Consider the following 12566-nt stretch of genomic DNA (forward strand, 5'->3'; position numbering starts at 1 on the left):
CCCTCCGGCGACCGGTTCCAGCGGACCGGTCGCCTTTTTTCCCTGCGAGCGTGGTCAGGCGACGGCGGCGCGCAACAGGTCCATCGGCAGGATCGCGCCGCGCGTGCGGATGACTCGGGCGGCGACGGCATGGGCGCGGCGGACGGCGCCGGCCGGCGCATGGCCGGCGAGGCGGGCGGCGAGATAGGCGCCATTGAAGCCGTCGCCCGCACCCGACGTGTCGATCGCATCGGCGACGGGCAGGGCAGGGATCGCCTCGACCCCCTGCGCGGTCATCAGCAGGCACGGATCGGGACCGCGCTTCACCACCACCTCCCGAACGCCCCAGCCGGCGAGGCGCCGCGCGGTACCGACGGCATCGCCGTCGTCGAACAGCAGCAGTTCGTCGTCCGCCGTCGGCAGCGCGATATGCGCAAGGCGACAGGCGCGCTCCAGAGCCGCGGCGGCCTCGGCCCGGTCCCGCCACAGCGCCAGCCGGACGTTGCCGTCGAAAGCCAGCGTACCGCCGCGCGCCCGAAATCCGGCCAGCACGTCGAACAGCGTGTCGCGATGCTCGGGCGACAGGATGGCGAGCGTAATGCCCGACAGATAGGCCATGTCGACATCGCGCAGCGTCGCCGTCAGCCAGTCCGGATCGGCGGCGAGCAGCCGCGCCGCGGACGTCTCGCGCCAGTAATGGAAGCTGCGTTCATGTCCGTCGAGGCTGATGAGATACAGGCCGATCCGCCGCGCGTCGATACGGCGGACATGCGCGGTATCGATGCCGGCATCGTCGAGAAAGGCGACCAGCTGGCCCGACAGCGGATCGCTGCCGCACGCGCTGACGTAGCGGACCGACACCGTATCGGGATCGGTCAGGGCGCGTACCGCCCAGGCGGTGTTGAGCGTGTCGCCCGCGAAGCCGCGCCGGAAGCGGCCGTCCGCCTCGGGCGCGAATTCGACCATCGCCTCGCCGATGCTCGCGAACACCTGCCTCACAGCGGGCTCCCCGCGCGTAGGCGGTCGAGCGTTCCCGCCGCGCCATAAGTGGCGAGCGCGGTCAGCATCCGCGTGATCGCGTCGCGCAGCGCCGGGTGCCGGTCGCGTTCCGGCACCAGCCCGGATTCGTCGAACAGCGCGGCGACCACCGCGTCCGGCGACCGTCCCGGCGCGGCGAGCGCGCGCAGCGTCCCCGCCTGCGGATCGTCGAGCGGCAGGGGCTTGCCGTCGTCGGCGTGGCCGCCCGCGACGCGCAGCCAAGCCGCGATGCCCAGTGCGATGCGATCCATGCCACGCCCCTCCGCCGCCAGCACCGCACCGGGCGCGAGCAGGCGTTGCGGGATCTTCTGCGATCCGTCCGACGCGATCTGGCGGGTGCGGTGCTTCAATGCGGTGTTGCGGAACCGCTGCAACAGCTGGTCGCGATAACCGCCAAGGTCGGTGCCGGGCGCCATCCGCAGCGTCGCGGCACTCTCGTCCATTAGCGCGGCGACGTGATCGGCGAGGGCCGGCACCCGCATCGCATCCGCGACCGTCTCCCAGCCGGCAAGCAGCCCAAGATAGGCGATCGTCGAATGCGATCCGTTAAGCAGCCGCAGCTTCATCTCCTCCCACGGGCGCGCATCGGCGACCATCGTCGCGCCGCTATCCTCCCACGCCGGGCGGCCGGCGGGGAAGCGATCCTCGATCACCCACTGGCTGAACGGTTCGGCCATCACCGGCCACGCATCCTCCAGTCCGAGCGCGGCGGCGATGCGGCGGCGATCGGCGTCGGTCGTCGCGGGGACGATGCGGTCGACCATCGTATTGGGGCAGGCGACGGTGTCCGCGATCCAGTCCGCCAGCCCCGATCCGTCGGCGCGGGCATAATCGGACAGGATGCGCGCGACGACATGGCCGTTGCCGGGCAGGTTGTCGCACGACAGCACCGTGAAGGGCGCCAGCCCCGCCTCGCGGCGCTGGCGCAATGCGGCGACGAGCAGCCCCGGCACGGTGCGGGGCGCGGCCGTCCCCGACAGATCGGCGCGCACGCCGGGATCGGCCAGATCCAGCCCGCCGTCGCTGCCGCGCAGATAGCCCTTTTCGGTCACGGTCAGGCTGACGATGCGCGTGTCGGGCGCGACCATCCGCCGCATCAGCGCGTCGCCATCGGCAGGGCCGTGGATCGCACGCAGGCCGCCCATCACCGTGATGCGATCGCCGTCCCCGCTCGCCTCGCACAGCGCGTACAGGCCGTCCTGCGGCGTGAGCGCGTCGCGCGTGTCGTCGGACCGGAGGCTCGCCCCGGCGACGCCCCAGCGGGGATCGCCGGCGAGCAACGGCTGGAGATACGCCGCCATATGCGCGCGCTGGAACGCGCCGAGGCCGAGATGGACGATCCCGATGCCCAGCGCCGCGGGGTCGTAGGCGGGTCGCTCAATCGATGCGGGCAGGTTGGCCAGCGTCGCGCGCGACAGCCGCGTCATGCCGCCGCTCCCGCCAGATCGGCGCGCGTGTCGCGCACCACCACTGCCACCACCAGCGCCGCGATCAGCCCCAGCGCTCCCGCCAGCGCGAAGGCGCCCGCATAGCCGAAGCTGGTCCGCGCCACGATCAGCCCGGTCAGCGCCGGGCCGATGATGCCCGAACAATTGGCGACACCATGCATGATGCCGCCGACCCCGCCCAGCTGCGCCGCGCTGATCCGGTTCTGCAGGATGACCCAGAAGGTGCTGCCGGTGAGGTAGAGGAAGAAGGTCGCGACGCTGACCAGCGCCACTGCGCTGAACGCCGTCGTCACCTGTCCCGCCAGCGCCGCCGCGATCGCCGCGACGCCGAGGCCGATCGCCAGCACCAGCTTGGCCGCCAGCATCGGCTTGCCCGTGCGTCCGCGCACCCAGTCGACCACGCGTCCGCCCGTCGCCAGCCCGACGAACCCGAGCGCCCAGGGCAGGACGTTCATGATGCTCATGTCGTGGACCGACAGGTTGCGGGCGTTGGTCAGATAGACCGGGAACCAGGTCAGGAAGAAATAGAGGATGTAGTTATAGCCGAAGAAGGCGACCGTCGTCGCGGCGACCACCGGCTGCGCGAGCTGCGACAGCAGGCTGGGGGCGGGGCCGGTGACGCGCGTGACGGGCGGCTGGTCCGCCTCGATCTCCGCGACCTCCTCCGCCGACACGCGCGAGTGGCCGCGCGGGCGCTCGCTCAGCCGGGCGAACCAGAAGGCCATCCACACGAGGCCGATGACGCCCGCGATGACGAACGAGAGGCGCCAGCCGAAATTGACCGCGAGCAGGCCGATGAACGGCCCCGCGATCGCGCTGCCCAGCGGCGATCCCGACAAAGCGGTGCCGATCGCGGTCGCGGCCTGCCGCTTGGGAAACCAGTTGCTGACCATCTTGTTCGCCGACGTCGCCAGCGGCCCCTCCGCCATGCCGAACACGACGCGCAGCAGCAGCAGCGACCAGAATCCGGTCGCCAGCGCGGTCGACGCGCACAACAGCGACCACAAGGCCATCGAGATGCCGAGCATCTTCCACGCCCCGACCCGGTCGACCAGCAGGCCGCCCGCGATATTGAACAGCACATAGCCGACGAAGAAGGCGGAGAAGATGAAGCCGAGCTGTTCGGGGCCCAGGCCGAGGTCCTTGGCGATCATCGGTGCCGCGACCGACAGCGCCGACCGGTCGAGATAGTTGATGACGCTCGCCAGAAACAGCAGAACGACGACCTGCCAACGGTATGCCTTCATGAACCTCTCCGTTCGTCGCTGCTGGGCCGGCCGGTGGCGTTGACCTCTGCGCCGGCAATGCGTACCAACAAGTCTTCTAGTATACAAGCCGGTCGGTCAATGCCGGCGATTGAGAGGATGCCATGCCGACTATCGTCTCCGCCCGCGTCATCGTCACCAGCCCGGGGCGCAATTTCGTCACGCTCAAGATCGAATGCGACGACGGCACCACCGGCGTCGGCGACGCGACGCTGAACGGGCGCGAGATGGCGGTCGCCAGCTATCTGGCCGATCATGTCGTGCCGTGCCTGATCGGGCGCGACGCGCACCGGATCGAGGATATCTGGCAGTATCTCTACAAGGGCGCCTATTGGCGGCGCGGGCCGGTGACGATGACCGCGATCGCCGCGGTCGACATGGCGCTGTGGGACATCAAGGGAAAGATCGCCGGGCTGCCGGTGTATCAGCTGCTCGGCGGGGCGAGCCGCGAGGGCTGCATGGTCTATTCGCACGCCAACGGCACCACCGTCGCGGACACGATCGCGGTGGCGAAGGCGGAAGTCGCCAAGGGCTATAAGGCCGTCCGTCTGCAATGCGGCGTCCCCGGGCTCGCCAGCACCTATGGCGTCGCCAAGCCGGGCCAGCGGTACGAACCGGCGGACGGCGACCTGCCGAGCGAGAGCGTCTGGTCGACCAGCAAATATCTGCGCATCGTCCCCGAGCTGTTCGCCGCCGCGCGCGAGGAATTGGGCTGGGACGTGCACCTGCTCCACGACATCCACCACCGGCTGACCCCGATCGAGGCGGGGCGGCTCGGCCGCGATCTGGAGCCCTATCGCCCGTTCTGGCTGGAGGATGCGACGCCGGCCGAAAATCAGGACGCGTTCCGCCTGATCCGCCAGCACACCACCGCGCCGCTGGCGGTGGGCGAGGTGTTCAACTCGATCTGGGACTGCAAGACGCTGATCGAGGCGCAGCTGATCGATTACATCCGCGCCACCGTCGTCCATGCCGGCGGCCTCACCCACCTGCGCCGGATCGCCGCGCTGGCCGATCTGTATCAGGTCCGCACCGGCTGCCACGGCGCGACCGACCTGTCGCCGGTCGCCATGGCCGCGGCGCTGCACTTCGGCCTGTCGGTCCCCAATTTCGGCATTCAGGAGCACATGCCGCACACCGCGGAAACCGACGCGGTCTTCCCCCACGCCTACAGCTTCACGGACGGCATGATGCATCCCGGCGACGCGCCCGGGCTCGGCGTCGACATCGACGAGGCCCTGGCCGCCGGCTACGACTACAAGCGCGCCTATCTGCCAGTGAACCGGCTGGAGGACGGGACCTTGTGGAGCTGGTGACGCACCGGCGGCGCCGCGCCGGGCTCAGTTGCCCTCGCGCTGCGCGGCGGTGGCGGCGCGGATCGCCTTGAATTCCGACGCTGCATTCCACTGCGGCCATGCCGTGCCGTCGGCGAGGTCGAAGCCGATCCGGCGCAGCAGGTCGACGTCGGCGGCAGCGCCCGCGAGGTTCCAGTCCGCCGACCAGGCGTCGCAGGTCTGGTGGTAGCAGCGCATGTAGCCGTCGAGCCAGCGCTGCCCCGCCGCCCGCCCGCCGTCGACCAGATCGGGCGCGCCGCTGATCGCCATCAGCAGCAGCGTCGGCACGCCGCGCCGCGCCAGCGAGAAATGGTCGGCGCGATAGAACAGGCCGCGCTCGGGCAGCGCCTCGGGCGTCACCGTCCGCCCCTGCGCCTTCGCGGCGGCGGCCAGCCGCTCCTCCAGATCGTTCTGCCCGGCCCCGACCAGCAGCACGTCGCGCGCGGGGCCCGCGGTCTGGAGGATGTCGAGCGTCAGGTTGGCGACCGTCTTCGCGGCCGGATAGAGCGGCGCGGCGGCATAGGTTTCCGATCCCAGCAGGCCGCGTTCCTCGCCGGTCCACAGCGCGAAGACTTGCGTCCGCGGCGGGCGCGGCGCCCTGGCGGCGGCGCGGGCGATCGCCAGCACGCCCGCGGTACCGAGCGCGTCGTCGTTAGCGCCGGGGCGGATGCGCCGGCCCGCGGCATCGGGCGTGCCCTCGCCATAGGCGTCCCAGTGCGCGCCATATATCACCGTTTCGTCGGGGCGGCTGCGACCGGTCAGCCTGGCGATGACGTTGCGGCTCTCGGCGCGGGTGACGGCGACGGGCAGGTCGGCGGACAGGCCCTTGCCGCGAAGCGCGACGGGACGGAAATCGGACCGCCGCGCCGCCTTGCGCAATTGCGCAAGGTCGAGCCCGGCATCGGCGAACAGCCGCGTCGCCGCCGCGCCCTCGATCCAGCCCTGCAGGGCGACGCGTGGCGCGGCGGGGGCGGCGACGTCGTAATTCTCGCCGCCGGGCGCGGTGACCGTCGCCCAGCCATAGCCCGCGCCCGCGGTGTCGTGGACGATCAGCGCCGCCACCGCACCACGTCGTGCCGCCTCCTCGAACTTGTAGGTCCAGCGACCGTAATAGGTCATGCGCCGGTCGCCGAACCGGCCCGCGGCATCGTCGCCCGGGCCCGCCTCGAAATCGGGATCGTTGACCAGAAAGACGGCGACCTTGCCCTTCAGGTCGACGCCCTTGAAATCGTCCCACTGCCGCTCGGGCGCGGACACGCCATAGCCGACGAAGACCAGCGGCGCGTCCGTGACGATGGCGCGCGCGTCCGGCCGGACGGTGGACAGATAGACGTCGCGCCGCGCGATCAGGGGCGTACCGTTGGCGGTGACCGCACCGGCGCCGAGCATCGTGCGGATCAGCGGCACCGGCTGCGTCCAGCTGCCGCCGGGGCCGCCGGGCTCCAGCCCCGCCGCCTTGAACTGCGCGACCAGCCAGTCGATCGTCTTCGCCTCGCCGGGCGTGCCGGGCGCGCGGCCACCGAAGGCGTCGGAAGCGAGCGTCTTCACGTCCGCCGACAGGCGATCCGCCGGGATCTGCGCGAACGCGGGCATCGCCGCCAGCAGGGGGACAGCGGCGAACAGGGCGGCGAAACGGGGCATATCGGGTTCTTCCGTAAGGGGTTGGACGCCACGCTAATGCCGGCGGCCGGTTCGTGCGAGCCCGATCGTCATGCCCGGGCGGATCGGGCGGGGCGGGGCGGGGGCGGGGCTGGGACAATCCGTCTCATCGACAATGCCCCCCGGTCGGCGCAGGCCCGGTCGATGGAACAGCCGCCCACCGAACCCACCGAACCCCCGCGCGATGCGTTTCGCTGGATCCTGCGTTGCGGGTGGAAGGGGCTCTGTCCGCGTTGCGGCAAGGGACGGATGTTCCGATCCTGGCTCAGGATCGTCGATCGCTGCGATAGTTGCGGCCTCGACTATCGCTTCGCCGCGCCCGACGACGGCCCGGCGTTCTTCTCGCTCTGCATCATCGCGCTGCCGCTGATCTTCTTCGTCGTGTGGCTGCAGGTCGCGTTCGACCCGCCCTGGTGGGTCCACCTCGTCACCTCGGTCCCGTTCATGGCGCTCGGCACGCTGCTGCCGCTACGGCCGTTGAAGGGCTGGCTGGTCGCGTCGCAATTCGTCAACCGCGCGCAGGAGGCGGGGACGCAGACCCTGTGGTCGCAACTCCATGGCAGCGATCCGAAGGCGAACGACTTCGATCAGTGATACGCCGTCCGCCGGATTGCCGCGATATAGGCGTGCGCGGCAGTGTCGATGGTGAACGCCTGCGCCTGTGTGCGCCCGGCCGCCACGTCGACCGCCATCGTTCGCGCCGCGGCGATGCCCGCGGCGAAGGCGCCGACATCCCCCTGCGCGACGATCAGCCCGAGCCGCCCGTCGTCGAGCACCGACCGCACGCCGGACCCGCAATCGGTCGCGACGATGCCGAGGCCGGCGGCAAGCGCCTCGATCAGCACTGCCGGCACGCCCTCGTATCGTGACGACAGCAGCAGGACGTCCTGCTCGCGCATCACCGCAGCGGCGTTGGGTACGTGGCCGAGGAAGGCGACCTGCGTCGCGATGCCGAGGCGCGTCGCCTGCTGCTCCAGCCGCGCCCGCAACGGGCCGTCGCCGACGATCGTCAGCCGGTCGCCGGGTCGCGCCCCCTGCGCGAAGCCGGCGATCAGCGTCGCCGGGTCCTTCTGCGCGACCAGCCGCCCGACCGCGACATAGCGCGTGCCGTCGGCCCGCGCGGTGCGATCGACCGGTGCCGGCAGCGCATCGATCGCGGGATCGGGGATCACCGTGCGCGGCACCGGTCCCAGATAGCGGTCGACGTCGGGCAGGATCGCGGCGTCCATGACGATCCAGCGATCGACGAAACGCGCCTGCACCCGCAGCCATAACCGCCAGAACGGCCGCGCCATCGCCGGCATGTCGGCCCGTGCCAGATCGTTGCTGATCTTGACGATCACCGGCGGGCAGCGCCGTCCGAAGCGCAGCTTCATCGCGCCCGCGACGATCGTATAGGTGTTGCCCGCGCAGAACAGCGCGTCCGGCGCGGTGCGGCGGATCTCGGCGGGCAGCCGCGCGATCATCCACAATGTCTCCCACCAGGCGCTGCCGAACCGCGGCTGCGGGGGGACGCGATAGGCGAGGGCGGCGGCCAGCTCGTCGCGCAAGGCGCCGTCGCTCCGCCCCATGAACAGCGGCGCATCGACCCCCATCGCCCGCCAGCGTGCGACCAGCCGCAGTGCGACCCGCTCGACCCCGCCGGGTTCGAAACTGTGGAGGAAGGTCAGGATGCGCATGCATGCGTCCCGATGGCCGACGGCGGCAGGGCGGGACGCGTCTCCGTCCGCCGGCGATAGACCAGCCGCATCCGCGTAGGGCCGGTGCAGATGCGCGCGGCAAGGGCGTAATCCGTCGCCAGCGCGGCGTCGAGGATGCGGCGCGTCACCGGGTTGCTGCCCGCGAAATGCGGCCAGTCGTCGACGATCGCGACCGGCCGCGTCGCGAGGATGCGGCGGACCTCGCGCGCCGGATCGACCCCCAGCGCCGCGGCGCGCGATTCCTCCTGCGTGGCGAGATGGCCGGGGAAGGGCCAGCGCGTCGGCAGGCACGACCCGGTCAGCATGTAGAGCGCGGGATAGCCGTCATAGACGTAGATACAGCCCGTCCCATCGACCCGCGCGGCGCGCGCGACCGCCGCCGCCGCATCCGCGCCGCCCTTGTGCCGCGCGCTGACCGCCAGCACCGCCTGTCCGCCGATCAGGCCGACACCGGCGAGCGCCAACCCGGCGATGCGGCGGCGGCGGCCGGAATCGATGCTGCGCGCGAGCAGGCACATCAGTGGCGGCAGCAGCGGCATGGCATAATGCGGGCTGGCGAACCGCCAGTAGAGCAGCACGCCGGCGGCCGAGGCGGCGAGCCAGCCGAGCAGGAAGCGATCGCGCGCCGTCCCGCCCCGATTCCGCCAGCCGGTCGCCGCGAGCAGCAGCGGCAGGGCGAGGATGCCGAGGATCGCCGCCAGTCCCTCCAGTTGCGTCGCGAGGCCGCCGCGCCCCTGCGCCAGCACCGACAGAAAGTTGGCGAAGACGAACGCCCGCGCCTGCCCGATCGCGGCATAGGTGGCGAAGGCGGCGAGCGTCGGCAGCAGCGCGAGCGCGATCCAGAGTGCGATCGATCGCGCCAGCCGCGCACCGCGCTGCCCGGCCTGCCAGCCGAGCGCGATCAGCCAGCAGCCGAAGAAGACGCCCTCCACGACCACGCTGTACTTGATCTGCAACGCCACCCCGACGAGCAGCATCGCTCCCGCCCCGGCGCGCAGCGGATCGTCGCTGCGCCGCACCGTCAGGATCAGCGCCGCGGCGGCGACCATCGGCAGGTTGTAGAAGACCGGCGACTGGCCGCCTTCGCCCTCCATGAAGTTCAGCCACAGGATATAGAGCGCCGCGGCGAGCAGCGCGGCGACGCGGCCGGCGTAACCCCGCGCGATCCCGTGGATCAGCAGCGCGGTCGCCACCACGCTGGCGAGCGCGACGAGCTTGTATTGCACGAAGCCGTCGCCCCCCAGCGCCCGCGCGGCGGCGAAGATCAGGAACAGGCCTACCGGCTTGCGATCGAAGATGTCGACATAGGGGATCGCGCCGTGCCACAGCCGGTCGCCGACCAGCAGGTAGAATTGCTCGTCGAAACCGATCACCGGATTGCCGAACGTCTGCGCGCGCGCGACCAGCGCGACCGCGAGCAGGATGAGCGCGACCGCCGCACGGCTGTCGAGCGACGGGAAGCGGGGACGGGAAGCAGGCGGCACCGCGATGATCCTGAGTGAAGGCAAGCGTCGTGTGCCGCCAATCGCCGCCGGGAGCAATCGGGAAAGGCCGCCGGCAAGGCTTCCCTTGCATCGCTGCGCCCGGCAAAAGGCGATCCGCCCCTTTTGCTGGATGATCCGCCGTGATGAAAAGCCTCTGCCGTTTCGCCCTGCTGGCATCGCTGGCGCTTCCCGGCATGGCCGCGGCGCAGCAGACGCCCGGAGCCGGTGCGCGCATGCAATCGCCCGCCGACATCTACGGCCCGCTGTTCGGCGCGGTGCAGCAGCAGCGCGTGTTCGCGGACGGCAAGACCTTCGTCGATGCGGTGCCGAAGCGCGATCCCGCCGCGATCCTCGCCGATTATGCGCGCACCCGCCCGCAGGGGCCGGCGCTCAAGGCGTTCGTGCTCGCCAATTTCATCGTGCCCGGAGAGAATGACCGCGGCACCACGGACCTGCGCACCCATGTCCGCACGTTGTGGCCGCAGCTCGTCCGCCAGCCGGTCGTGCCGGTCGCGGGCAGCTCGGCGCTGCCACTGCCCGCGCCCTATGTGGTTCCCGGCGGCCGCTTCCGCGAAATCTATTACTGGGACAGCTATTTCACCATGCTGGGGCTGAAGGTCGACGGCCAGCAGCCGCTCGTCGAATCGATGCTCGACGATTTTTCCAGCCTGATCGAACGCTACGGCCATATCCCCAACGGCACGCGCACCTATTATCTCTCGCGCTCGCAGCCGCCCTATTTCGCGCTGATGCTCGACCTGTCGGAGAACAGGGACCCGGCGGTGGCGGCGCGGCGGCTGAAGGCGTTGCAGGCGGAACATGCCTTCTGGATGAAGGGCGCGACCTGCGTCACCGCCACCGCCGCCTGCCTGCGCGTCGTCCGCATGCCCGACGGCAGCCTGCTCAACCGCTATTACGACGATCGCGACACGCCGCGCGACGAATCCTATGCCGAGGACGTCGCGACCGCCGCGCAGGCCGCACCGCGCGCCGCCCCCGCCACGCAGCGCGACCTGCGCGCCGGTGCGGAAAGCGGCTGGGACTTCAGCTCGCGCTGGCTGCGCGATCCGAAGGCGCTCGCGACGATCCACACCACCGACATCGTCCCGATCGACCTCAACAGCCTGATGTACGCCATGGAACGCCGCATCGCCGATCGCTGCGCCGCCGCGGCCGACACCGTCTGCGCGACCCGCTATGCGGGGCTGGCGACGCGGCGCAAGGCGGCGATCGACCGTTACCTGTGGCAGGCGAAACCGGCGCGCTACGCCGACTGGGACCTGTCGAGCGGCAAGCCCACCGCGAGCGTCAACGCCGCGATCCTCTATCCGCTGTTCGTCGGTATCGCCTCGCCGGCGCAGGCGAAGGCGGTCGCCGCGACGACGCGCACGGCGCTGCTCGCCGAAGGGGGGCTGCGCACGACGACGCTGCGCACCGGGCTGCAATGGGACGAGCCCAATGGCTGGGCGCCGCTGCAGTGGGTGGCGATCGCCGGGCTCGCCGCCAACGGCGAGCCGGCGCTGGCGAAACAGGTCGCGGCACGCTGGCTCGGCACGGTACAGGCGGCCTATGCCGACACCGGCAAGATGCTGGAAAAGTACAATATCGAGGAGCGCACCCCGGGCGGCGGCGGCGAGTATCCGGTACAGGACGGCTTCGGCTGGACCAACGGCGTCACCAGCGCGATTCTGGAGCGGTATCCGGACCTGGCGGGCAAGGTAAAGCCGTAGGGATCGTCATTGCGAGCGTAGCGAAGCAATCCAGGGCGGCGCGGGGAACGCCGGATGGCTTCGCTACGCTGTCAATGACGGGTCCGGAGGAAAGTGCTGCAACGGCAGCACCATGCCCGCCGCGACGAAATAGGTCGCGTCCATCGCCGCCGCGACCTGCTGGTTGAGCCGCCCCGCCGCGTCGCGGAACGCACGGCCGAGCGGGTGGGCGGGGACGATGCCCAGCCCGACCTCGTTGGTCACGACGTACAGCGGCAGCGGGCAGGCCGCGCACGCTGCCAGCAGCGCGTCGGACCGCTCGGCAAGGTCGTGTTCGCCGAGCATCAGGTTGCTCAGCCACAGCGTCAGGCAGTCGACCAGTACCGCACCCGCCGTACAGGCACGAATCGCCTCGGGCAGCAGCACGGGGCATTCCACCGTCCGCCATCGCGCGCCGCGATCATGGCGGTGGCGTGCGATCCGGTCGGTCATTTCGTCGTCATGCGCTTCCGCGGTCGCGAGATAATGCAGCGCGCCGTCATGCGCCTCCGCCGCGGCCTGCGCGATCCGGCTCTTGCCCGAACGGGCCCCGCCGAGGAACATCGTCTTCATCTTGCTTTCGCCCCGTTCCGGCCCTAGGGGCGCGTTTGCGACAGGTTCCCAGAGATGGGATGAAAAGGGAACCCGGAAGCGAGCGCTTTGGTCGTTCGCCATCCGGGGCTGCCCCCGCAACTGTGACCGGTGAGCCTTGCTCCCCTCGTGTGCCACTGGATCATTCACGATCCGGGAAGGCCGGGCAAGGCGACGACCCGGAAGCCAGGAGACCTGCCCGTCGCGGTTGTCCTTCGTGCGGACGGGGTGTTCCCGCGCGATCGAGGGTTTCCTCGCGTGACGACGTCGTTGGGGTCGTGCGCGACGGACCGTCGGTCCGGCGAACCGTCATGCGTGCC

Annotated in this window: 10 protein-coding genes and 1 riboswitch; of the genes, 3 read left to right on the plus strand and 7 right to left on the minus strand. The window is 70.9% G+C overall.

From position 1 onward, the window contains the following. Nucleotides 1-54 precede the first annotated feature (54 nt). The 3 genes from B2515_RS05155 to B2515_RS05165 are packed head-to-tail and all read right to left on the minus strand — an operon-like array spanning nucleotide 55 to nucleotide 3712. Nucleotides 55-978, minus strand: coding sequence for a sugar kinase (locus tag B2515_RS05155; protein WP_293874515.1), 924 nt, complete (start codon nucleotides 976-978; stop codon nucleotides 55-57). Further along, nucleotides 975-2444 (minus strand): mannitol dehydrogenase family protein, encoded by a 1470-nt coding sequence (locus B2515_RS05160; protein WP_293874517.1) that lies wholly within the window; start codon nucleotides 2442-2444, stop codon nucleotides 975-977. Before B2515_RS05160 ends, B2515_RS05155 begins: the two co-directional genes overlap by 4 nt. Beyond that, entirely contained in the window at nucleotides 2441-3712 is a 1272-nt protein-coding gene (locus tag B2515_RS05165) for an MFS transporter (protein WP_293874519.1), read from the minus strand. Before B2515_RS05165 ends, B2515_RS05160 begins: the two co-directional genes overlap by 4 nt. A 122-nt stretch (nucleotides 3713-3834) precedes the next feature. Between B2515_RS05165 and manD the strand changes: the two genes are divergently transcribed. Continuing rightward, on the plus strand, nucleotides 3835-5046 hold the full coding sequence (manD, locus tag B2515_RS05170; protein WP_293874521.1) for a D-mannonate dehydratase ManD: 1212 nt from the start codon (nucleotides 3835-3837) through the stop codon (nucleotides 5044-5046). A gap of 24 nt (nucleotides 5047-5070) precedes the next feature. On the opposite strand, the gene B2515_RS05175 is transcribed toward manD, so the two are convergent. Then, nucleotides 5071-6705 carry a M28 family peptidase gene (locus tag B2515_RS05175; RefSeq protein ID WP_293874524.1) on the minus strand — a complete coding sequence of 545 codons (1635 nt, stop codon included), beginning with the start codon at nucleotides 6703-6705 and terminating at the stop codon, nucleotides 5071-5073. Between the two features lie 162 nt (nucleotides 6706-6867). Here B2515_RS05175 and B2515_RS05180 point away from each other — a divergent pair, with 162 nt between their 5' ends. Continuing rightward, nucleotides 6868-7317, plus strand: a complete 450-nt coding sequence (locus B2515_RS05180) for a DUF983 domain-containing protein (protein ID WP_293874527.1) — start codon at nucleotides 6868-6870, stop codon at nucleotides 7315-7317. On the opposite strand, the gene B2515_RS05185 is transcribed toward B2515_RS05180, so the two are convergent. Together B2515_RS05185 and B2515_RS05190 are read right to left on the minus strand one after the other, a co-directional pair. Further along, nucleotides 7311-8402: a glycosyltransferase gene (locus tag B2515_RS05185; RefSeq protein ID WP_293874530.1), complete on the minus strand. Its 1092-nt coding sequence runs from the start codon at nucleotides 8400-8402 to the stop codon at nucleotides 7311-7313. The two genes, B2515_RS05180 and B2515_RS05185, sit on opposite strands and share 7 nt — an antisense overlap. Beyond that, nucleotides 8390-9907, minus strand: a complete 1518-nt coding sequence (locus B2515_RS05190) for a glycosyltransferase family 39 protein (protein ID WP_293874532.1) — start codon at nucleotides 9905-9907, stop codon at nucleotides 8390-8392. Before B2515_RS05190 ends, B2515_RS05185 begins: the two co-directional genes overlap by 13 nt. Before the next feature lie 143 nt (nucleotides 9908-10050). Here B2515_RS05190 and treF point away from each other — a divergent pair, with 143 nt between their 5' ends. Further along, nucleotides 10051-11637, plus strand: coding sequence for an alpha,alpha-trehalase TreF (gene treF, locus B2515_RS05195; RefSeq protein ID WP_293874643.1), 1587 nt, complete (start codon nucleotides 10051-10053; stop codon nucleotides 11635-11637). A 63-nt stretch (nucleotides 11638-11700) separates the two neighbouring features. Here treF and cobU read toward each other — a convergent pair whose 3' ends face one another. Then, complete coding sequence (cobU, locus tag B2515_RS05200; protein ID WP_293874534.1) at nucleotides 11701-12228, minus strand: bifunctional adenosylcobinamide kinase/adenosylcobinamide-phosphate guanylyltransferase; 528 nt, start codon at nucleotides 12226-12228, stop codon at nucleotides 11701-11703. A gap of 25 nt (nucleotides 12229-12253) precedes the next feature. Then, a riboswitch (cobalamin riboswitch) is annotated at nucleotides 12254-12463 on the plus strand. The last annotated feature ends 103 nt before the right edge of the window (nucleotides 12464-12566 follow it).

Source organism: Sphingomonas sp. UBA978 (assembly GCF_002292295.1).
Lineage (GTDB): Bacteria > Pseudomonadota > Alphaproteobacteria > Sphingomonadales > Sphingomonadaceae > Sphingomonas.

Excerpts from the sequence above, each read along its gene's own strand:
- B2515_RS05160 (WP_293874517.1), bottom strand. The coding sequence starts at position 2,444 with ATGACGCGGCTGTCGCGCGCGACGCTGGCCAACCTGCCCGCATCGATT.
- B2515_RS05165 (WP_293874519.1), bottom strand. The coding sequence starts at position 3,712 with ATGAAGGCATACCGTTGGCAGGTCGTCGTTCTGCTGTTTCTGGCGAGC.
- manD (WP_293874521.1), top strand. The coding sequence starts at position 3,835 with ATGCCGACTATCGTCTCCGCCCGCGTCATCGTCACCAGCCCGGGGCGC.
- B2515_RS05175 (WP_293874524.1), bottom strand. The coding sequence starts at position 6,705 with ATGCCCCGTTTCGCCGCCCTGTTCGCCGCTGTCCCCCTGCTGGCGGCG.
- B2515_RS05180 (WP_293874527.1), top strand. The coding sequence starts at position 6,868 with ATGGAACAGCCGCCCACCGAACCCACCGAACCCCCGCGCGATGCGTTT.
- B2515_RS05185 (WP_293874530.1), bottom strand. The coding sequence starts at position 8,402 with ATGCGCATCCTGACCTTCCTCCACAGTTTCGAACCCGGCGGGGTCGAG.
- treF (WP_293874643.1), top strand. The coding sequence starts at position 10,051 with ATGAAAAGCCTCTGCCGTTTCGCCCTGCTGGCATCGCTGGCGCTTCCC.
- cobU (WP_293874534.1), bottom strand. The coding sequence starts at position 12,228 with ATGAAGACGATGTTCCTCGGCGGGGCCCGTTCGGGCAAGAGCCGGATC.